The organism is Mesorhizobium sp. 131-3-5, assembly GCF_016756575.1.
GTDB lineage: Bacteria > Pseudomonadota > Alphaproteobacteria > Rhizobiales > Rhizobiaceae > Mesorhizobium > Mesorhizobium jarvisii.
Genome location: NZ_AP023254.1, coordinates 4,562,456 through 4,583,097 on the forward strand (window position 1 = coordinate 4,562,456; position 20,642 = coordinate 4,583,097).

17 protein-coding genes and 1 tRNA gene are annotated in these 20,642 nt (G+C 62.2%); 2 read left to right on the forward strand and 16 right to left on the reverse strand.

Translation table 11 applies throughout. From position 1 onward, the window contains the following. Positions 1-41 precede the first annotated feature (41 nt). The 5 genes from rpsJ to rpsL form a co-directional block, all read right to left on the reverse strand. Entirely contained in the window at positions 42-350 is a 309-nt protein-coding gene (rpsJ, locus tag JG747_RS22220) for a 30S ribosomal protein S10 (RefSeq protein ID WP_010909272.1), read from the reverse strand. A gap of 69 nt (positions 351-419) precedes the next feature. Next, positions 420-1,595 (reverse strand): elongation factor Tu, encoded by a 1,176-nt coding sequence (tuf, locus tag JG747_RS22225; protein ID WP_010909256.1) that lies wholly within the window; start codon positions 1,593-1,595, stop codon positions 420-422. Between the two features lie 67 nt (positions 1,596-1,662). Further along, positions 1,663-3,753: an elongation factor G gene (gene fusA, locus JG747_RS22230; RefSeq protein ID WP_019857963.1), complete on the reverse strand. Its 2,091-nt coding sequence runs from the start codon at positions 3,751-3,753 to the stop codon at positions 1,663-1,665. Between the two features lie 29 nt (positions 3,754-3,782). Beyond that, positions 3,783-4,253 carry a 30S ribosomal protein S7 gene (rpsG, locus tag JG747_RS22235; protein ID WP_006202127.1) on the reverse strand — a complete coding sequence of 157 codons (471 nt, stop codon included), beginning with the start codon at positions 4,251-4,253 and terminating at the stop codon, positions 3,783-3,785. A 60-nt stretch (positions 4,254-4,313) separates the two neighbouring features. Further along, the gene (gene rpsL, locus JG747_RS22240; RefSeq protein ID WP_006333356.1) at positions 4,314-4,685 is read right to left on the reverse strand and encodes a 30S ribosomal protein S12; all 372 of its coding nucleotides are present in this window, start codon (positions 4,683-4,685) and stop codon (positions 4,314-4,316) included. Positions 4,686-5,158: 473 nt separating this feature from the next. Between rpsL and JG747_RS22245 the strand changes: the two genes are divergently transcribed. Both JG747_RS22245 and JG747_RS22250 read left to right on the forward strand, forming a co-directional pair. Next, entirely contained in the window at positions 5,159-5,440 is a 282-nt protein-coding gene (locus JG747_RS22245) for a transcriptional regulator (protein WP_202360038.1), read from the forward strand. Positions 5,441-5,554: 114 nt separating this feature from the next. Continuing rightward, on the forward strand, positions 5,555-6,490 hold the full coding sequence (locus JG747_RS22250; RefSeq protein ID WP_019857961.1) for a Gfo/Idh/MocA family protein: 936 nt from the start codon (positions 5,555-5,557) through the stop codon (positions 6,488-6,490). Between the two features lie 3 nt (positions 6,491-6,493). On the opposite strand, the gene JG747_RS22255 is transcribed toward JG747_RS22250, so the two are convergent. The 11 genes from JG747_RS22255 to JG747_RS22305 all read right to left on the reverse strand — a co-directional run bounded on the left by JG747_RS22255 (position 6,494) and on the right by JG747_RS22305 (position 20,585). Continuing rightward, positions 6,494-7,159, reverse strand: a complete 666-nt coding sequence (locus JG747_RS22255; RefSeq protein WP_202360039.1) for an O-methyltransferase — start codon at positions 7,157-7,159, stop codon at positions 6,494-6,496. Between the two features lie 152 nt (positions 7,160-7,311). After that, on the reverse strand, positions 7,312-11,508 hold the full coding sequence (gene rpoC, locus JG747_RS22260; RefSeq protein ID WP_027046808.1) for a DNA-directed RNA polymerase subunit beta': 4,197 nt from the start codon (positions 11,506-11,508) through the stop codon (positions 7,312-7,314). A gap of 131 nt (positions 11,509-11,639) precedes the next feature. Continuing rightward, the gene (gene rpoB / locus JG747_RS22265) at positions 11,640-15,776 is read right to left on the reverse strand and encodes a DNA-directed RNA polymerase subunit beta (protein ID WP_010909266.1); all 4,137 of its coding nucleotides are present in this window, start codon (positions 15,774-15,776) and stop codon (positions 11,640-11,642) included. 251 nt (positions 15,777-16,027) lie between these two features. Then, positions 16,028-16,405: a 50S ribosomal protein L7/L12 gene (gene rplL / locus JG747_RS22270; protein ID WP_010909265.1), complete on the reverse strand. Its 378-nt coding sequence runs from the start codon at positions 16,403-16,405 to the stop codon at positions 16,028-16,030. Between the two features lie 54 nt (positions 16,406-16,459). Further along, positions 16,460-16,978 (reverse strand): 50S ribosomal protein L10, encoded by a 519-nt coding sequence (rplJ, locus tag JG747_RS22275; protein ID WP_019857958.1) that lies wholly within the window; start codon positions 16,976-16,978, stop codon positions 16,460-16,462. A gap of 393 nt (positions 16,979-17,371) precedes the next feature. Beyond that, the gene (gene rplA, locus JG747_RS22280) at positions 17,372-18,070 is read right to left on the reverse strand and encodes a 50S ribosomal protein L1 (RefSeq protein WP_010909263.1); all 699 of its coding nucleotides are present in this window, start codon (positions 18,068-18,070) and stop codon (positions 17,372-17,374) included. A 4-nt stretch (positions 18,071-18,074) separates the two neighbouring features. Beyond that, positions 18,075-18,503, reverse strand: a complete 429-nt coding sequence (gene rplK, locus JG747_RS22285; RefSeq protein ID WP_010909262.1) for a 50S ribosomal protein L11 — start codon at positions 18,501-18,503, stop codon at positions 18,075-18,077. A gap of 171 nt (positions 18,504-18,674) precedes the next feature. Further along, complete coding sequence (gene nusG / locus JG747_RS22290) at positions 18,675-19,202, reverse strand: transcription termination/antitermination protein NusG (protein WP_010909261.1); 528 nt, start codon at positions 19,200-19,202, stop codon at positions 18,675-18,677. A gap of 29 nt (positions 19,203-19,231) precedes the next feature. Beyond that, complete coding sequence (secE, locus tag JG747_RS22295) at positions 19,232-19,435, reverse strand: preprotein translocase subunit SecE (protein ID WP_010909260.1); 204 nt, start codon at positions 19,433-19,435, stop codon at positions 19,232-19,234. 362 nt (positions 19,436-19,797) lie between these two features. Next, positions 19,798-19,873, reverse strand: a tRNA-Trp gene (locus tag JG747_RS22300). A 229-nt stretch (positions 19,874-20,102) separates the two neighbouring features. Next, on the reverse strand, positions 20,103-20,585 hold the full coding sequence (locus JG747_RS22305; protein WP_069092109.1) for a group II truncated hemoglobin: 483 nt from the start codon (positions 20,583-20,585) through the stop codon (positions 20,103-20,105). Positions 20,586-20,642: the final 57 nt, after the last annotated feature.

A 20,642-nucleotide genomic window follows, 5' to 3' on the forward strand; every position in this document is an offset into this window, starting at 1 on the left:
TCCGGGCCAGGGGCACCGCCCCTTACCGCGCTCTCATTCCCTTAGAGCTTGATCTCGACGTCGACGCCGGCGGCCAGATCGAGCTTCATCAAAGCATCGACGGTCTGCGGGGTCGGATCGACGATGTCGAGCAGACGCTTGTGCGTGCGCATCTCGAACTGCTCGCGGCTCTTCTTGTCGACGTGGGGCGACCGGTTCACCGTGAACTTTTCGATCCGCGTCGGCAGCGGAATGGGGCCGCGGACGTTTGCGCCGGTGCGCTTGGCCGTCGACACGATTTCCTTCGTCGAGGCGTCGAGCACGCGGTGATCAAACGCCTTCAGGCGGATGCGGATATTCTGTCCGTTCATGCGTCACTTCCTTGTTCTGGCGCGGCGCGGGCAACTTCCGCGCCCGCGACAGATCGGTTTAAGTCCAAATTACTCTTTGATGGTGACGACGATGCCGGCACCGACGGTGCGGCCGCCTTCACGGATGGCGAAGCGCAGCTTCTCTTCCATGGCGATCGGCACGATCAGCTCGACATCGACCGTGATGTTGTCGCCAGGCATGACCATCTCGGTGCCAGCCGGCAGCGACACGATGCCGGTCACGTCCGTCGTGCGGAAGTAGAACTGCGGACGGTAGTTGGTGAAGAACGGCGTGTGACGGCCACCTTCGTCCTTGGTCAGGATGTAGGCCTCGGCCACGAACTTCTTGTGCGGCTTCACCGTGCCGGGCTTGGCCAGAACCTGGCCGCGCTCGACACCTTCACGATCAACGCCGCGCAGCAGCGCGCCGATGTTGTCGCCAGCCTGGCCCTGATCGAGCAGCTTGCGGAACATTTCCACGCCCGTGCAGGTCGTCTTGGTCGTCGGACGGATGCCGATGATCTCCAGCTCCTCGCCGACCTTGACCACGCCGCGCTCGACGCGGCCGGTCACGACCGTGCCGCGGCCCGAGATCGAGAACACGTCTTCGATCGGCATCAGGAACGGCTTGTCGAGCGGACGAACAGGCGTCGGGATGTAGGCGTCGACCTGAGCCATCAGCTCGCGGATCGCGTCCTCGCCGATCGTCTTGTTGGAATCCTCAAGCGCGGCCAGCGCCGAACCCTTGACGATCGGAATGTCGTCGCCGGGGAACTCGTTCTTCGACAGCAGCTCGCGAACCTCGAGCTCGACCAGTTCGAGCAGCTCGGCGTCGTCGACCTGATCGACCTTGTTCAGGAACACCACGATCGACGGCACGCCGACCTGACGGGCAAGCAGGATGTGCTCGCGGGTCTGCGGCATCGGGCCGTCGGCGGCCGACACGACCAGGATCGCGCCGTCCATCTGCGCGGCACCGGTGATCATGTTCTTCACATAGTCGGCGTGGCCGGGGCAGTCGACGTGAGCGTAGTGGCGGTTGGCCGTCTCGTATTCAACGTGAGCCGTCGAGATGGTGATGCCGCGCGCCTTCTCTTCCGGCGCCGCATCGATCTGGTCGTAGCGCTTGTACTCGCCAAAATACTTCGTGATCGCCGCCGTCAGCGACGTCTTGCCATGGTCAACGTGACCAATCGTGCCGATGTTCACATGAGGCTTAGTGCGCTCGAATTTACCTTTTGCCATGTGATGTCTCCATTTCCTGCTCGCCCATGCGGGCTTTGAATTGCGTTACCGCGACGGCTCTTTCGAGTTACGCGTATTTTTTCTGGACTTCCTGGGCGACCGCGGTCGGGACCGGCTCGTAGTGGTCGAACTGCATCGTGTAGGCCGCGCGGCCCTGGCTCATCGAGCGCAGGTTGTCGACGTACTTGAACATGTTGGCGAGCGGCACCATCGCGTTGATGACGACGGCCACGCCGCGTGCTTCCTGGCCCTGGATCTGGCCGCGACGGCCGTTCAGGTCGCCGATGACGCTGCCGACATAGTCTTCCGGCGTCACGACTTCGACCTTCATGATCGGCTCGAGCAGCTGCACGCCCAGCTTGGGTGCGGCTTCGCGGAAGCAGGCGCGGGACGCGATTTCGAAGGCCAGGACCGAGGAGTCGACGTCGTGGTAGGCGCCGTCGATCAGCGTCGCCCGGACACCGATCATCGGGAAGCCCGCGAACGGACCAGCGCCCATGACGCTCTGAATGCCCTTTTCGACACCCGGAATGTATTCCTTCGGCACCGCGCCGCCGACGATCTTGGACTCGAAGACGAACTCTTCGCTCTCCGTGTTCGGCTCGAAGATAACCTTGACGCGGGCGAACTGGCCGGTACCGCCGGTCTGTTTCTTGTGGGTGTAGTCCTGCTCGTGCTTACGGGTGATCGTCTCGCGATAGGCCACCTGCGGAGCGCCGACATTGGCTTCGACCTTGAACTCGCGACGCATGCGGTCGACGATGATGTCGAGGTGCAGTTCGCCCATGCCGGAGATGATGGTCTGGCCGCTTTCCTCGTCGGTCTTGACGCGGAAGGACGGATCCTCGGCAGCCAGTCGGTGAAGGGCGAGGCCCATCTTTTCCTGATCGTTCTTGGTCTTCGGCTCGATGGCGATCTGGATGACCGGGTCGGGGAATTCCATGCGCTCGAGGATGACCGGGTGCAGCGGATCGCACAGAGTGTCGCCGGTGGTCGTGTCCTTGAGGCCAGCCAGAGCGACGATGTCGCCGGCGAAAGCTTCCTCAACGTCGGCGCGCGAATTCGCATGCATCTGCAGCATGCGGCCGATGCGCTCCTTCTTGCCCTTGACGGTGTTGTCGACCGAGACGCCCTTGGTGAGCTTGCCCGAGTAGATGCGGGCGAAGGTCAGCGAACCGACGAACGGGTCGTTCATGATCTTGAAGGCGAGCATCGACAGCGGCTCGTTGTCGTCCGCATGACGCTCGATCTCGGCGTCGGTCTTGGCATCGACACCCTTGATGGCGGGAACGTCGGCCGGCGACGGCAGGTACTCGACAACGGCGTCGAGCAGCGGCTGCACGCCCTTGTTCTTGAAGGCCGAACCGCAGAACATCGGATAGAACTTGACCGCGATCGTGCCCTTGCGGATCAGCGAACGGATCTCGTCATTCGACGGCATCTTGCCTTCGAGGTAGTTTTCGAGGGCCGTCTCGTCCATTTCGACGGCGGCTTCGATCATCTTCTCGCGGTATTCCACGGCACGAGCCTGAAGATCGGCCGGGATCTCGACGACGTCCCAGGCAGCGCCCAGCGTCTCGTCGCGCCAGACAAGCGCGTTCATCTCGACGAGGTCGACGACGCCCTTGAATTCGGTCTCGGCGCCAATCGGCAGCTGCATGACGACAGCCTGCGCACCGAGGCGTGAGCCGATCATCTCTACCGAGCGGTAGAAATCGGCGCCGATCTTGTCCATCTTGTTGCAGAAGATCATGCGCGGCACGCGGTACTTGTCGGCCTGGCGCCAGACGGTTTCCGTCTGCGGCTCGACACCGGCGTTGGCGTCGAGCAGCGCAATGGCGCCGTCGAGCACGCGCAGCGAACGCTCGACTTCGATGGTGAAGTCGACGTGTCCGGGAGTGTCGATGATGTTGAAGCGATGCATCTTGCCGTCGCGACCTTTCCAGAAGGTCGTGGTGGCGGCGGACGTGATGGTGATGCCGCGTTCCTGCTCCTGCTCCATCCAGTCCATGGTGGCAGCGCCGTCGTGCACTTCGCCGATCTTGTGCGACTTGCCCGTGTAATAGAGGACGCGCTCGGTGGTCGTCGTCTTGCCGGCGTCAATATGCGCCATGATACCGAAATTGCGGTAGTCTTCGATTTTGTATTCGCGGGCCATCGTAGCTGCCTCTCAGTCCTGTTCGCGCTTTACCAGCGGTAGTGTGCGAAAGCGCGGTTGGCTTCAGCCATCTTGTGGGTGTCTTCACGCTTCTTGACGGCCGTGCCGCGGTTGTTGGCCGCGTCCATCAGCTCGCCCGAGAGGCGGTCGATCATGGTGGTCTCGTTGCGGTTGCGGGCAGCCGCGATCAGCCAACGGATGGCCAATGCCTGGCGACGCTCGGGGCGCACGTCGACCGGAACCTGGTAGGTGGCGCCGCCGACGCGACGCGAACGCACTTCCACATGCGGCGCGACATTGTCGAGCGCCTGATGGAAGACGGTGACCGGCTCCTGCTTGGTCTTCGACTGGACCTGGTCCAGAGCGCCATAGACGATGGTCTCGGCGACCGACTTCTTGCCGTCATACATGACGGCGTTCATGAACTTAGTGACGATCAGATCGCCGAACTTCGGATCCGGGTTGATCTCACGCTTTTCTGCACTGTGACGACGCGACATGGCTTTTGTCTCTCAATCTCGTAGCCCGACGCTTTCAAGCAGCGCCAGGGCCGGAAAATCTTACTTCGGACGCTTGGCGCCGTACTTCGAACGGCGCTGCTTGCGGTTCTTCACGCCCTGCGTGTCGAGCACGCCACGGATGATGTGGTAGCGAACGCCCGGAAGATCCTTGACGCGGCCGCCGCGGATCATGACCACGGAGTGTTCCTGAAGGTTGTGACCTTCGCCGGGGATGTAACCGATCACTTCAAAACCATTGGTCAGGCGGATCTTGGCCACCTTGCGCAGCGCCGAGTTCGGCTTCTTCGGCGTCGTCGTGTAGACGCGCGTGCAGACGCCCCGCTTCTGCGGGTTCTGCTGCATGGCCGGGACCTTGTTACGCTTCACCGGCGCAATGCGCGGCTTGCGGATCAGCTGGTTGACGGTAGGCATTAAACCCTCTTGTCTCTCAATTCCGTGTCTCGCCCGGTCAGGGCCGCTCAAAGCGTCATTTCCATACGCAAATTCGGGCCACAAACCGCGCCTCGCGGTCTTGCCCGAACAAATGGCAGAGGAAGCGGAAGCCGCTTCGTGCACGCCGGAAATGTCTTTTCGCTCGTAAAACGAACCCTGTTTGAAGCAAACTCCAAAGCGTGTCGCTTCGGAAGGGAGAGCCTCACATCGGTTCTGACTGGGCGGCTTCTACTCGTAAGCCCGCGAACCGTCAACCCCGCAGTGCCAAATATTGCATTGATGCCGGGGCTTGGCAGCCATGCGAAAGGCGCATGTAATTTTCTTTCGCCATTTTGCAAGTGCGAGGAAGAAAGTGACCGGCTTTTGGCTGTCGCGCGGCCCCGCTTCATGCGAAAAGGCGGCCTGAGCTCTGAAAACCCCCTCGCCTGTCCTTTGCCAAGAGGAATCAGCCCGTGAACGACAATGAAGAACGTCCGGTCACCATCATCACCGGCCGGGTGTGGAAGCGCAAAGGCGGCAAAGCGGAAGGCGTTCATGTCATGCTGGTGGCTCCCGACGACGATTCGGCGGTGCGCCGCGCCCTCGAATCGCTTGCGGCGGAAGGTTATGCCGAGGCCGAGCTCGATCAGATCGGCGATATGGACGGCGCGCCCGATGACGAGCCGCATCTGTCGGCCTATCAGGGCGCGCTCGAAGGCGAAGTCTCGATCGTCACGTTCGACGCGCCGATCTGAGAATCAGGTCGGGACACGGCTTACGCCGGCCGGACCGCCGCTCCATCTTTCGCAACTTGCCCGGTTGTCTTTCTCGCGCCTAGAAAAACCTGTCCTTCCCATTCCGGAGCCCCCATGTCGTCAAACAATAACCCCATCAACATAGGTATCGTCGGCGTCGGCAAGATCGTCCGCGACCAGCACCTGCCGGCGCTAGCCAAGGACCAGAGCTACCGACTCACCGCTGCCGCCAGCCGGCATGGCAAGGTCGACGGCATCCCGAACTTTCCAACCATCGAGGCGATGCTCGACGCGGTGCCGGAGCTTGAGGCCGTCTCGCTCTGCATGCCGCCGCAATTCCGCTACGACGCCGCGCGCACCGCGCTCGAGGCAAGGAAGCATGTCTTCCTGGAAAAGCCGCCGGGCGCAACGGTCAGCGAGGTCGAAGACCTGAAGGTGCTGGCCGAGAAAAACGGCGTCTCGCTATTTGCCAGCTGGCACTCGCGTTATGCGCCGGCGGTGGAGGCCGCGCGTGGCTTTCTCGCATCGACCCAGATTCGATCGGCGGCTATCGTCTGGAAGGAAGATGTGCGCCGCTGGCATCCGAACCAGGAGTGGATCTGGGCGCCTGGCGGCTTCGGGGTCTTCGATCCCGGCATCAACGCGCTGTCGATCGCAACCCACATCCTGCCGGCGATGTTCATCACTTCGGCCGTGCTCGACTTTCCTGAAAACCGCGCTGCCCCGGTCGCGGCGCAAGTCGCCTTCCGCACGTCGAACGGATTGCCGGTGACGATGGACCTCGACTGGCTGCAGACCGGCCCGCAAAGCTGGGACATCCTGGCCGACACGGATGCCGGCAAGATGGTGCTTTCCGGCGGCGGCTCGAAACTCGCCATCGACGGCCGCGTCGTGCATGAGGAGCCGGAAGCGGAATACCCCATGCTCTACAAGCGTTTCGCCGAGATCGTGCGCGCCGGCATCTCAGATGTCGATCTCGCGCCGCTGCAGCATGTCGCCGACGCCTTCATGCTCGGCAAGCGCAATGTGGTCGAGGCGTTTTTCGACTGACCTTCAACTGACAATCGCAATCGCAAAGCCGTCATAGCCCTTGGCGCCTACTGTCTGGATGGCGGTGCCATCCAGACGCTTGTCGCCGCCTATGAATGAGAACGCCGCCCGGGCGCCCACGACATTGGCGTCATGCCCACCGCCGTCGATCACCGCGCCGTCGCGGATGACATTGTCGCAGATGATGACTGTTCCCGGCCTCGAAAGCCGCGTGGCCCAGGAGAGATAGTTCGGGTTGTTCGGCTTGTCGGCGTCGATGAAGATGAGATCGAACGGCCCGGCATTTCCAGCGCTTAGCGTGGCCAGCGATTCAAGGGCCGGCCCGACCCGCAGTTCCACTTGGTTCGAAACCCCTGCACGTCCGAAATTCGACCGCGCGACCTTGGCGTGATGCGGGTCAAGTTCAAGCGTCACGATCTTGCCGTCCATGGGCAAGGCGCGCGCCATCCAGATCGTCGAATAGCCGCCCAGCGTGCCGATTTCGAGGATCTTCTTCGCACCCCGAATCTGCGCCAGCAGTGAAAGCAGCTTGCCCTGCGCCGGCGATACGTCGATCGGCGGCAGGCCTTCGTCACGGTTGGCGGCGAGAACGGCGTCAAGGGCTGGATCCGCTTCGAACAGAGCATCAACGATGTAGTCGTCGACCGCAGCCCAGGTCTTCCTGCTCATCGTTTCTTCTCCGATCAAAAGCCGAAACGCGAAAATGTAGCCCCGGGGCCTTTCTTGCCGCCATGGATACCAACTTCGCCACGCTCCGGAAAACAAAAAAGCCGTCGGGTTACCCCGACGGCCTTGTTGCCTGAGATTTCTTGCCGCCGCGCTTACTGCGCGGCGGTTGTCATATCGGCCAGCATCGGCTCGGCGATTTCCACACCGGAGGCCTTGCGGCGCTCGTCGATGATGAGTTCGTCGCGCGAGGTGGCGATGCGCCGGATCTGGCTCATCGTGCCGCCCGTACCGGCCGGGATCAGCCGGCCGACGATGACGTTTTCCTTCAAGCCCTGCAGCATGTCGGTCTTGCCGGCAACCGCGGCCTCCGTCAGCACCCTGGTCGTCTCCTGGAAGGAGGCGGCCGAGATGAAGGACGGCGTCTGCAGCGAGGCCTTGGTGATGCCGAGCAGCACCGGCTGACCTTCGGCCGGCTTCTTGCCGTCCTCGATCAGGCGCTCGTTGACCTCTTCCAGTTCGATCACGTCGACGTGGTCGCCCGGAATGTAGGTCGAGTCGCCCTGCGTGGTGATCTCGACCTTCTGCAGCATCTGGCGAACGATCACCTCGATGTGCTTGTCGTTGATCGACACGCCCTGCAGGCGGTAAACTTCCTGGATTTCGTTGACGAGGTAGGAAGCAAGTGCCTCCACGCCCTTGATCGCCAGGATGTCGTGCGGCGCCGGATTGCCGTCGAGGATGTAGTCGCCCTTCTCGATGACGTCGCCGTCCTGGAGGTGGAACGGCTTGCCCTTCGGGATCAGGTATTCGACCGGCTCGAGCGTCGAGTCATGCGGCTCGATGATGATGCGGCGCTTGTTCTTGTAGTCGCGGCCGAAGCGGATCGTGCCATCTATCTCGGCGATGATGGCGTGATCCTTCGGACGACGGGCCTCGAACAGTTCGGCAACACGCGGCAGACCGCCGGTGATGTCCTTGGTCTTGGCGCTTTCCATCGGAATACGCGCCAGCACGTCGCCGGGACGAACCTGCGCACCTGGCTCGACCGAGAGAATGGCCTCGACCGAGAGCAGGAAGCGGGCATCGCCACCCTTCGACAGCTTGCCGACCTTGCCCTTGGCGTCCTGAACGACGATCGCCGGCTTCAGATCGTTGCCGCGCGGCGTCGAACGCCAGTCGATGACCTCACGCTTGGTGATGCCGGTCGACTCGTCGGCCGTTTCCTGGACGGAAATGCCGTCGACCAGATCCTCGAACGCCACCTTGCCCTCGATTTCGGTGAGGATCGGGCGGGTGTAGGGATCCCACTCGGCGATACGCTGGCCGCGCTTCACCTTGTCGCCATCGTCCACGAAGATACGCGAACCATAGGTGACACGGTGCGTGGCACGCTCCTTGCCGGCCTCGTCGAGGATCAGCACCGCCATGTTGCGGCCCATGACCATCTGCTGGCCGTCGGAGTTGCGCACCACGTTGCGGTTGCGGATTTCGACCTTGCCCTCATAGGAGGCTTCAAGGAATGAACTATCCACCACCTGCGCGGTACCGCCCATGTGGAAGGTACGCATGGTGAGCTGGGTGCCCGGCTCGCCGATCGACTGCGCCGCGATGACGCCGACGGCTTCACCCTGGTTGACCGGGGTGCCGCGCGCCAGATCGCGTCCGTAGCAGACCGCGCACACGCCGACCCTGACCTCGCAGGTCAGTGCCGAGCGGATGCGGACCGACTGGACGCCGGCCTTTTCGATCTGCTCCACGTCACGCTCGTCCATCAGCGTTCCGGCCTTGACCAGCAGGTCACCGGTCACCGGATGGTTGATGTCATCGAGCGCGGTGCGGCCCAGCACGCGCTGGCCGACCGAAGCGACGACCTGACCGGCATCGACGATCGGCTGCATGGTGAGGCCCTTGTCGGTGCCGCAATCCACGGAGTTGACGATGCAGTCCTGCGCCACGTCGACCAGACGACGGGTGAGGTAACCCGAGTTCGCCGTCTTCAAGGCGGTGTCGGCCAGACCCTTGCGGGCGCCGTGGGTCGAGTTGAAGTACTCGAGCACGGTCAGGCCTTCCTTGAAGTTCGAGATGATCGGCGTCTCGATGATTTCACCCGACGGCTTGGCCATCAGGCCGCGCATGCCGGCGAGCTGACGCATCTGGGTGGGCGAGCCACGCGCACCGGAGTGCGACATCATGTAGATCGAGTTCATCGGCTTCTGACGGCCGTTGTCTTCGAACTCCACCGCCTTGATGCGGGCCATCATCTCGTCGGCGACCTTTTCGGAGCACTTGGCCCAGGCGTCGACAACCTTGTTGTACTTCTCGCCCTGCGTGATCAGGCCGTCATTGTACTGCTGCTCGTATTCCTTGGCCAAAGCCTCGGTGTCGGAGACCAGCTTGATCTTGCTGTCCGGGATCAGCATGTCGTCCTTGCCGAACGAAATGCCGGCACGGCAGGCGTGAGCGAAGCCGAGCGCCATGATGCGGTCGCAGAAAATGACCGTCTCCTTCTGACCGCAATGGCGGTAGACGGTGTCGATCATCTTGGAGATGTTCTTCTTGGTCATCTCCTGGTTGGCGGTCTCGTACGGCACATTGACGTTCTTCGGCAGAAGCTCGCCGATGATCATACGGCCAGGCGTGGTGTCATGGATCTTCGACACGACCTTGCCTTCGGCGTCGACCGTGCGGAAGCGGCCCTTGATCTTGGCGTGCAGGGTCACCGCCTTGGTCTCGAGCGCGTGCTGGAGTTCGCCCATGTCGGCAAACACCATGCCCTCGCCCGGCTCGTTCTGGTTGACGATCGAGAGATAGTAGAGACCCAGAACCATGTCCTGCGACGGCACGATGATCGGCGCGCCGGAAGCCGGGTGCAGGATGTTGTTGGTCGACATCATCAGCACGCGGGCTTCAAGCTGCGCTTCCAGGGACAGCGGCACGTGGACCGCCATCTGGTCGCCGTCGAAGTCGGCGTTGAAGGCCGTGCAGACCAGCGGGTGCAGCTGGATCGCCTTGCCTTCGATCAGGATCGGCTCGAACGCCTGGATGCCGAGGCGGTGCAGCGTCGGCGCACGGTTCAACAGAACCGGGTGCTCGCGGATGACCTCGTCGAGAATATCCCAGACTTCCGGACGCTCCTTCTCGACCAGCTTCTTGGCCTGCTTGACAGTCGAGGAGTAACCCTTGGCGTCGAGACGGGCGTAGATGAAGGGCTTGAACAGTTCGAGCGCCATCTTCTTCGGCAGGCCGCACTGGTGCAGCTTGAGCTCCGGACCGGTGACAATGACCGAGCGGCCGGAATAGTCGACGCGCTTGCCGAGCAGGTTCTGGCGGAACCGTCCCTGCTTGCCCTTCAACATGTCGGACAGCGACTTCAGCGGACGCTTGTTGGCGCCGGTGATGACGCGGCCGCGACGGCCGTTGTCGAACAGTGCGTCGACGGCTTCCTGCAGCATGCGCTTTTCATTGCGCACGATGATGCCGGGAGCGCGCAGCTCGATCAGCCGCTTCAGACGGTTGTTGCGGTTGATGACGCGGCGATAGAGATCGTTCAGGTCAGACGTCGCGAAACGTCCACCATCCAGCGGAACCAGCGGGCGCAGGTCCGGCGGGATAACCGGAACCACCTTCATGATCATCCATTCCGGACGGTTGCCGGATTCCATGAAGTTCTCGACGACCTTGAGCCGCTTCAAATACTTCTTCTGCTTCAGCTCGGACGTGGTCGAAGCCAGCTCCGAACGCAGGTCGCCGGCGATCTTCTCCAGATCCATGCCGGCCAGAAGGTCATGAATGGCCTCGGCGCCGATCATGGCAGTGAAGGAGTCCTCGCCATACTCGTCGACGGCGATCATGTACTCTTCCTCGCTGAGCAGCTGGTGCTCCTTCAGCGCGGTGAGGCCAGGCTCGGTGACGATGTAGTTCTCGAAGTAGAGGACGCGCTCAATATCCTTCAGCGTCATGTCGAGCAGCGTGCCGATGCGCGAAGGCAGCGACTTCAGGAACCAGATGTGAGCGACGGGAGCGGCGAGCTCGATATGGCCCATGCGCTCGCGCCGGACGCGCGACAGCGTGACTTCGACGCCGCACTTCTCGCAGATGACGCCCTTGTACTTCATGCGCTTGTACTTGCCGCACAGGCACTCGTAGTCCTTGATCGGGCCAAAAATGCGCGCGCAGAACAGACCGTCACGCTCCGGCTTGAAGGTGCGGTAGTTGATGGTCTCCGGCTTCTTGATCTCGCCGAACGACCAGGACAGAATCTTCTCAGGGCTGGCCAGTGAGATCCGGATGGAATCGAACACCTGCGCAGGCGCCTGCGGATTGAAGAGATTCATGACCTCTTGGTTCATGCCGTTCTCCTTTTCGGGGTCCTCGAAAACCCCTTGCATCTAGTCGCGGGCCAAACGCCCGCCGTCTTTGTCGGCCACCGGCCGTCGAATTCCTTTGGCGCGCCGCAACTTCGTGCGGCGCGCTGTAGCCTTTACTCAGCCGCGTCGGGCAGCCGAACCGGGGCGTCGTCGAGCTTGGTGTTCTCCAGCTCGACATTGAGGCCGAGAGACCGCATTTCCTTGACGAGCACGTTGAAGCTCTCCGGAATGCCGGCCTCGAACGTGTCGTCGCCGCGCACGATCGCCTCGTAGACCTTGGTGCGGCCGGCAACGTCGTCCGACTTCACCGTCAGCATTTCCTGCAGCGTGTAGGCGGCGCCGTAGGCTTCCAGCGCCCAGACCTCCATTTCGCCGAAGCGCTGGCCACCGAACTGCGCCTTGCCGCCCAGCGGCTGCTGGGTGACGAGCGAGTACGGACCGATCGAACGCGCGTGGATCTTGTCGTCCACGAGATGGTGAAGCTTGAGCATGTAGATATAGCCCATCGTCACCTTGCGATCGAACGGCTCGCCCGTGCGTCCGTCATAGAGCTGCGACTGACCGCTGGTGTGCAGGCCCGCCTGCTCCAGCATGATGTTGATGTCAGCCTCGTGGGCACCGTCGAACACCGGGGTCGCGATCGAGACGCCGCGGCGCATCTGTTCGCTGAGGCGAACAATGCTCTCGTCGTCATACTCGCGGATCGGCTCGTTACGGTCATTGGCCGGCATGAAGCTCTCGAGCGTCTTGCGCAGCGGCTTGATGTCGCCGGCGGCCTTGTACGTGTCGATCAGCTCGCCGATCTTCTTGCCCATGCCCGCGCAGGCCCAGCCCAGATGCGTTTCCAGGATCTGGCCGACATTCATGCGGCTCGGCACACCCAGCGGGTTGAGCACGATATCGGCATGCGTGCCGTCCTCGAGGAAAGGCATGTCCTCGACCGGAACGATGCGTGACACGACACCCTTGTTGCCGTGACGGCCGGCCATCTTGTCGCCCGGCTGCATCTTGCGCTTCACCGCCACGAAGACCTTGACCATCTTCATGACGCCCGGAGGCATTTCGTCGCCGCGCTGCACCTTCTCGACCTTGTCCATGAAGCGCTGCTCGAGCGCCTTCTTGGAGTCGTCGTACTGGCCACGCAGGGCTTCCAGTTCGCTCTGGAGCTTTTCGTTCTCCACGGCGAACTGCCACCATTGCGAACGCGGATACTCGTCGAGCGTATCCTTGGACAGCGTCGAGCCCTTCTTGAAGCCCTTCGGTCCGGCGATCGCTTCCTTGCCGACGAGCACGTCGGAAAGACGCGCGTAGACGTTGCGGTCCAGGATGGCCTGCTCGTCGTCGCGGTCCTTGGCGAGGCGTTCGATCTCCTCGCGCTCGATCGCCATGGCGCGCTCGTCCTTCTCCACACCGTGGCGATTGAACACGCGCACCTCGACGACGGTGCCGAAAGTGCCCGGAGGCATGCGCATCGAGGTGTCGCGCACGTCGGAAGCCTTTTCGCCGAAGATGGCGCGCAGAAGCTTCTCTTCCGGCGTCATCGGGCTTTCGCCCTTCGGCGTGATCTTGCCGACCAGGATGTCGCCCGGCTGCACTTCCGCACCGATATAGACGATGCCGGCTTCGTCGAGGTTCTTCAGCGCTTCTTCCGAAACGTTCGGAATGTCGCGCGTGATTTCCTCCGGACCGAGCTTGGTATCGCGCGCCATGACCTCGAACTCCTCGATGTGGATCGAGGTGAAGACGTCGTCGGCCACGATGCGCTCGGAGAGCAGGATCGAGTCCTCGTAGTTGTAGCCGTTCCACGGCATGAACGCGACCAGCACGTTGCGGCCGAGCGCCAGATCGCCGAGCTCGGTCGACGGGCCGTCGGCGATGATGTCGCCCTTGTTGACCCGGTCACCCATGCGCACCAGCGGACGCTGGTTGATGCAGGTGTTCTGGTTCGAACGCTGGAACTTCATCAGCCGGTAGATGTCGACGCCGGACTTGCCCGGATCGAGATCTTCCGTCGCGCGGATGACGATACGCGTCGCGTCCACCTGGTCGACGATGCCGCCGCGGCGGGCGCCGATGGCGGCGCCCGAGTCACGGGCGACGATCGGCTCCATGCCGGTGCCGACGAACGGCGCCTCGGCGCGCACCAGCGGCACGGCCTGACGCTGCATGTTCGAGCCCATCAGAGCGCGGTTGGCGTCGTCGTTTTCCAGGAACGGGATCAGGGCCGCGGCTACCGACACCATCTGCTTGGGCGACACGTCCATCAGGTCGACGTTTTCGCGCGGCGCCATCATCACTTCACCGGCACTGCGGCAAATGACGAACTCGTCGACGAAGCCGCCATTCTTGTCGAGCTCGGCATTTGCCTGCGCGACATGGTGCTTGGCTTCTTCCATCGCCGAGAGATAGACGACGTCATTGGTCAGCTTGCCGTCGACGATCTTGCGGTACGGGCTCTCGATGAAGCCGTACTTGTTGACGCGTGCGAAGGTGGCCAGCGAGTTGATCAGACCGATATTCGGGCCTTCCGGCGTTTCGATCGGGCAGATACGGCCGTAATGCGTAGGGTGCACGTCGCGCACTTCGAAACCGGCGCGCTCGCGGGTCAGACCGCCCGGTCCAAGCGCCGAAAGACGACGCTTGTGGGTGATCTCCGACAGCGGGTTGGTCTGGTCCATGAACTGCGACAGCTGCGAGGAACCGAAGAACTCGCGCACGGCGGCGGCCGCCGGCTTGGCGTTGATCAGGTCCTGCGGCATCACCGTGTCGATCTCGATCGAGGACATACGCTCCTTGATCGCGCGCTCCATGCGCAGCAGGCCGACGCGGTACTGGTTCTCCATCAGCTCGCCGACGGAACGCACGCGGCGGTTGCCGAGATTGTCGATGTCGTCGATCTCGCCCTTGCCGTCGCGCAGTTCGACCAGCGTCTTGACCACGGCCAGGATGTCCTCCTTGCGCAGCACGCGCACGGTGTCCTCGGCCTTGAGCTCGAGGCGCATGTTCATCTTGACGCGGCCGACAGCCGACAGGTCATAGCGCTCGCTGTCGAAAAACAGCGAGTTGAACATGGCTTCGGCGGTCTCGAGCGTCGGCGGCTCGCCGGGGCGCATGACACGATAGATGTCGAACAGCGCGTCCTGGCGGCTCTCGTTCTTGTCGACGTTGAGCGTGTTTCTGATGTAGGCGCCGACATTGACGTGGTCGATGTCGAGAACCTTGATCTCCTGCTCGCCGGTGCCAAGCAGCACCTTCAGCGTCTTCTCGTCGATCTCGTCACCGGCTTCGAGGAAGATCTCGCCGGTGGCGTAATTGACGATGTCCTCGGCCAGGTAGTTGCCGAGCAGATCCTCGTCGGTCGCCTTGATCGCCTTCAGGCCCTTTTCGCCGAGCTGGCGCGCCTGGCGGGCGGTGATCTTCTTGCCGGCCTCGACAACGATCTCGCCCGTATCGGCATCGACCAGGTCGCCGACGGCCTTGAGGCCGCGGAAACGCTCGACGTTGAACGGAATGCGCCAGTGGTCGCCGGCGCGGACATAGGTGATCTTGTTGTAGAAGGTCGACAGGATCTCTTCGCCATCCATGCCGAGCGCCATCAACAGCGACGTCACCGGAATCTTGCGGCGACGGTCGATGCGGGCGTGCACGACGTCCTTGGAATCGAACTCGATGTCGAGCCACGAGCCGCGATAGGGAATGACGCGCGCGGCAAACAGAAGCTTGCCCGACGAGTGCGACTTGCCCTTGTCGTGGTCGAAGAAGACGCCCGGCGAACGGTGCATCTGCGAGACGATGACGCGCTCGGTGCCGTTGACGATGAAGGTGCCGTTCAAGGTCATGAGCGGCATGTCGCCCATGTAGACGTCCTGCTCCTTGATGTCCTTGATCGACTTGGCGCCGGTATCCTCGTCGATATCGAACACGATGAGGCGCAGCGTCACCTTCAGCGGCGCGGCATAGGTCAGGTCGCGCTGACGGCATTCGTCAACGTCGAATTTCGGTCCTTCGAACTCGTACTTCACGAACTCCAGCATCGAGGAGCCGGAAAAATCGGAGATCGGGAAGACCGACTTGAAAACAGCCTGCAGTCCCTCGTCCGGACGGCCGCCCTTGGGCTCGTCCACCATCAGGAACTGGTCATAGGATGCCTTCTGAACCTCGATCAGGTTCGGCATCTCCGCAACTTCCGGAATCTTTCCGAAGAACTTGCGTACGCGTCTGCGGCCATTGAAAGTCTGGGTCTGGGCCATCGTCGCTCCTTAGCTCTAAACTCGGGACGGACCTCGCCGCGGTCCGCCTTGCATACCGAGCCGCCTGGGCGGCGGCTCTCTGTCTGTTCTCCGTTCGCCTTTCGGCGGCCGGCTAAAACGGGAGAAAACCCGTTTCCTGAAGGCCGGTTTTCGGCCCTCAGGAAAGAGGTTCTCGTACATCTCGCGCTACGCGTCCTCCCTCCAGGCGAAGGGAGTGGCGGACGGCGCGAGGCCGCCCGCCGCTTTTACGCTTACTTCAGGTCGACCTTGGCGCCGGCTGCTTCCAGCTGGGCCTTGAACTTGTCGGCGTCGGCCTTGGAAACGCCTTCCTTGACCGGCTTCGGAGCCGCTTCGACCAGGTCCTTGGCTTCCTTGAGGCCAAGACCGGTGATGGCGCGGACTTCCTTGATGACGTTGATCTTCTGCGCGCCAGCGTCGGTGAGGACGACGTCGAATTCCGTCTTTTCCTCAGCCGGAGCAGCAGCAGCGGCAGCGCCGCCAGCAGCGGCAACCGCCACCGGAGCAGCAGCCGAAACGCCCCACTTTTCTTCCAGAAGCTTCGACAGCTCGGCCGCCTCGAGGACGGTCAGCTTCGAAAGGTCGTCTACGATCTTTGCGAGATCAGCCATTGTTGTATTCCTTCGTTAGGTTCGAACGTGTGTTTTTGATAGCGAGGAACGGCCTCATGCCGCCTCGTCCTTCCGGGCGTAAGCGCCGATGACGCGCGCGACCGAGGCCGCTGGCGCATTGACGATCTGGGCGATCCGGGTTGCCGGCGTGGCGATCATGCCAACCAGCCTGGCGCGCAGCTCATCGAGCGACGGAAGTGTGGCGAGTGCCTTCACACCGTCGGCATTGAGCGAGGTGGTGCCCATTGCGCCGCCGAGAATGACGAGCTTGTCATTTCCCTTGGCGAAATCGGACGCGACCTTCGGCGCCGCAATCGGATCCTCCGAATAAGCAATCAGCGTCTGTCCCTTGAACAGGTCGATGATCGATGCGGAGTCCGTGCCCTGAAGAGCGATTTTGGCGAGACGGTTCTTCGCGACTTTAACGGTGCCACCGGCGGCGCGCATTTTCGACCGAAGGTCGTTCATTTGCGCGACGGTGATACCGGCATAGTGGGCCACGACCACTGAACCTGCGTTTCCGAACGCTTCGTTCAGGCCCGTGACGAGTTCGCGTTTTTCCGCTCTGTCCACTGCCTATCTCCAGTTGACCCCAATCCCGTCAATGAGAACATCTCATTTCGAGGACAGGCGTCGGGTTGCCTTTTTGCCGGCCGGGCCATCCAGTAACGGATCTCCCGAACGACGCTCGAGGATCCTGCCCCCTTTCGCCACACCGACGGACAAGCCGGCGATGCGCAGACAAAAGGCAAACACGGTTCGAACCTTTCATTGGAGCATTCGCTCCGTTGTCGGGTCTTCACCCGTCTCATGCAGGCCCACATGAATTAAGGCTTTTGGGCCGCCTGCAATCTCGGACAGGATGTCCGGAAGCCTTTCGGCTTCCGGTACCGGGCCCAGGATAAATCCGGGGCCCGGAATTCAGTCACGGATCGGCCTTGCGGCGGCCGATCCAAATGGTCTTAATCAGGACGCTGCGAGCGTCGAGACGTCGAGCTTGAGGCCCGGGCCCATCGTCGAGGTGACCGACACCTTCTTGACGTAGTTGCCCTTGGCGCCAGCCGGCTTTGCCTTGGTCACCGCATCGGCGAAGGCGCGGATGTTCTCTTCCAGCGCCTTGACGTCGAACGAGACCTTGCCGACGCCGGCATGAACGATGCCGGCCTTCTCGACGCGGAACTCGACCGCACCGCCCTTCGATGCCTTGACGGCGGCGGCGACGTCGGTGGTGACGGTGCCGACCTTCGGGTTCGGCATCATGCCGCGCGGGCCGAGCACCTTACCGAGACGGCCGACCAGCGGCATCATGTCCGGCGTGGCGATGCAGCGATCGAAGTCGATCGTGCCCTTCTGGACGATGTCGACCAGGTCCTCCGCGCCGACGATGTCGGCCCCGGCAGCCTTGGCTTCCTCGGCCTTGTCGCCACGGGCGAACACGGCGACGCGAACCGAGCGGCCAGTGCCGTTCGGCAGGTTGACCACGCCGCGGACCATCTGGTCGGCATGGCGCGGGTCGACGCCGAGGTTCATGGCGACTTCGACGGTCTCGTCGAACTTGACCGAGGAACGGTCCTTGAGCAGCTTCAGCGCTTCACCCAGGGCATAAGCCTTGTTGGGATCGATGCCTTCGCGGGTCTTCGATACACGCTTTGCAATCTTTGCCATGATCTCAGCCCACCACTTCCAGACCCATCGAGCGGGCGGAGCCCTCGACCATGCGCATGGCCGCCTCGACGTCGTTTGCGTTCAGATCCTTCATCTTGGCGGTCGCGATTTCGCGCACCTTGTCGCGCGAAACGGTGCCAGCCTTGACCTTGCCCGGCTCCTTCGAGCCCGACTTCAGGTTCGCGGCCTTCTTCAGGAAGTAGCTCACCGGCGGCGTCTTCATGACGAAGGTGAACGACTTGTCCTGATAGTAGGTGATGACGACCGGAACCGGCGATCCCTTTTCCATTTCCTGGGTCTGCGCGTTGAACGCCTTGCAGAACTCCATGATGTTGATGCCACGCTGACCAAGCGCCGGGCCGATCGGGGGTGACGGCGTAGCCGAACCCGCGGAGACCTGAAGCTTGAGCTGGCCTGCAATTTTCTTAGCCATCTCTTTTCCTGCCTTTGTCTATGCCGGCCCCATCTCGGGAAACACCGGCGGTTGCAGTCTGGTGGTGCGGTTCGCGCGGCCGGCTAAAGCCACATTCGCCTCCCACCGTTCTCAGGCCATGCGTTTCCGCACCGCCCCCCTGATCGCCAGACCGGCATCAGGGATTTCGGATCAGCCCTTTTCGACCTGTCCGAATTCCAGATCGACAGGCACGGCGCGCCCGAAGATCGAAACTTCCACCTTGAGCCGCGCCCGCTCCTCGTCCACTTCCTGGACGAAGCCGTTGAACGACGCGAAAGGACCATCCGAAACGCGGATCGCCTCGCCGATCTCGAAAGTGACCGAGGGCTTCGGCCGCTCGACGCCTTCCTGCACCTGGTTCAGGATGCGCTGCGCTTCCGCCTCGGTGATCGGCACCGGCTTGGAGTCACCGAGAAAGCCGGTGACCTTCGGCGTGTTCTTCACGAGCGAGAACACGGCGTCGGTCAAATTGGCCTTCAGGAGCACATAGCCCGGGAAGAACTTGCGCTCGGCATCGACCTTGCGGCCACGACGAACTTCGACCACCTTCTCGGTCGGCACCACGATCTGCTCGATATCGGCGGACAGGCCCTTCTGCTTGGCCTTGTTCTCGATGTCCTCGGCGACCTTCTTTTCAAAGTTCGAATAAGCGTGGACGATGTACCAGCGCGCAGCCATTTTTTTAGACTTCTCCGTAGTCGCCGGACTTAGCGTCCAATGCCCAGAATCTGTTCGATCGCGAGGCCCATCAACTGATCGGCGCTAAAGAAAAAGATCATCGCAATCACAGCGAAGGCCAGAACCATCACCGTCGAGATCATCGTTTCGCGCCGCGACGGCCAAGTCACCTTGGCGGTCTCCGAGCGAACCTGCTGGAGAAAGACGAAAGGATTTGTGGTTTTCGAAGCCATATGCCGCTCTGTCTTCAAGACCCGTTGGCCGGGTCCCCTGGATGATCCCGCTGGCCGGGACGTGCCGCCTGAGCCCAGTCTCGCGCCGAATCAGCGCAATCATTTCGCCCATGCAAATCAGACGCGTAAAGCCGGCTTCCCAGCTCCACGCGTCGCGTGTCTGTTCTGTCTACATAAAACCGATTCTTGATCCACGCAAGTGGCAAGTGTCCGCTTTATGACCAAACGCCGCCTCGGAACCATCCAGTCGTTCCGTTCCGGCTATGGCCTCCTTATGCCCCAATCGGCCTAATATGGCAAGCGTGTCGCCGATTTTCAAAGGGCGGTCCGCGGAATCATCATTTCTGACGGCCATTTTGAAATGGCACGGGCAGCAGGGCTCGAACCTACGACCTGCGGTTTTGGAGACCGCCGCTCTACCAACTGAGCTATGCCCGTATCGTGCGCGCCTCGGCGCAGCAGGGGCTTCCTAAAAGCTTCCGCGCTCTCTGTAAAGAGTGGTTTGCACGCAAACGCGCCTTCATCCCCTTTGCCAGAAATCCGGATAGGTCACGACCAGCCCATCGCGGTCGATCTCGAGATGCTCGATGCCAGGGCCGTCCCACTAGCGCCAGCGCACGATCTTGAAATCGTCCGACATCAGTCCGCACTCCGAGGCGGCTGGAAGCTACTTTGTTTCCGGCGGCGTGTACGGCCCGCCCGGCACGCCCCAGCCCCAGGCAGGCATCGGCTCGGTTTCCGGATCGCAGGTCTCGCCTAGATTGGAGTTCATCTTGGCCAATCGGGATCCCCATTCGACATAGCCCATGAAGGCCGAGCGGAATTCGGGATCGTCCGGCAAGCCGACCTCGTCGGCTGCATCGGCGAGCAGGTTGATCCAGCGGCGGCGCTGCTCCTCGGTCAAGTGCTTGCCCAGATGATGCATGACCATCTCGCGGTGGCCGCCGAATTTCTCGCTATAGATCTTCGGTCCGCCGAACACCTCGCCGATGAAGGCCGCGACATGGGCGGGATGGTCCGGCGACATCGTCTTGAATACCGGCCCGACGACCGGGTCCTTTGCCACCTTGTCATAGAAGGTCTGCGTCAGCCGGTTCAGGGCATCGCTGCCACCGGCCCATTCATAGAGTGTCGGAACATCCCTGCTCATTATCGATCCTCCGCCAGCCCCGGCGCCACCCGCGGCGACGATAGCGGAAAGATCGAA

Coding starts and splice junctions, on each gene's coding strand:
- JG747_RS22255 (WP_202360039.1), bottom strand. CDS start 7,159: ATGAGCAGGAAGACCTGGGCTGCGGTCGACGACTACATCGTTGATGCT.
- JG747_RS22305 (WP_069092109.1), bottom strand. CDS start 20,585: ATGAGCAGGGATGTTCCGACACTCTATGAATGGGCCGGTGGCAGCGAT.
- rplA (WP_010909263.1), bottom strand. CDS start 18,070: ATGGCAAAGATTGCAAAGCGTGTATCGAAGACCCGCGAAGGCATCGAT.
- fusA (WP_019857963.1), bottom strand. CDS start 3,753: ATGGCCCGCGAATACAAAATCGAAGACTACCGCAATTTCGGTATCATG.
- JG747_RS22250 (WP_019857961.1), top strand. CDS start 5,555: ATGTCGTCAAACAATAACCCCATCAACATAGGTATCGTCGGCGTCGGC.
- tuf (WP_010909256.1), bottom strand. CDS start 1,595: ATGGCAAAAGGTAAATTCGAGCGCACTAAGCCTCATGTGAACATCGGC.
- rplL (WP_010909265.1), bottom strand. CDS start 16,405: ATGGCTGATCTCGCAAAGATCGTAGACGACCTTTCGAAGCTGACCGTC.
- rpsG (WP_006202127.1), bottom strand. CDS start 4,253: ATGTCGCGTCGTCACAGTGCAGAAAAGCGTGAGATCAACCCGGATCCG.
- rpsL (WP_006333356.1), bottom strand. CDS start 4,685: ATGCCTACCGTCAACCAGCTGATCCGCAAGCCGCGCATTGCGCCGGTG.
- secE (WP_010909260.1), bottom strand. CDS start 19,435: ATGGCTTCGAAAACCACAAATCCTTTCGTCTTTCTCCAGCAGGTTCGC.
- nusG (WP_010909261.1), bottom strand. CDS start 19,202: ATGGCTGCGCGCTGGTACATCGTCCACGCTTATTCGAACTTTGAAAAG.
- rpoB (WP_010909266.1), bottom strand. CDS start 15,776: ATGGCCCAGACCCAGACTTTCAATGGCCGCAGACGCGTACGCAAGTTC.
- rpsJ (WP_010909272.1), bottom strand. CDS start 350: ATGAACGGACAGAATATCCGCATCCGCCTGAAGGCGTTTGATCACCGC.
- rplK (WP_010909262.1), bottom strand. CDS start 18,503: ATGGCTAAGAAAATTGCAGGCCAGCTCAAGCTTCAGGTCTCCGCGGGT.
- rpoC (WP_027046808.1), bottom strand. CDS start 11,508: ATGAACCAAGAGGTCATGAATCTCTTCAATCCGCAGGCGCCTGCGCAG.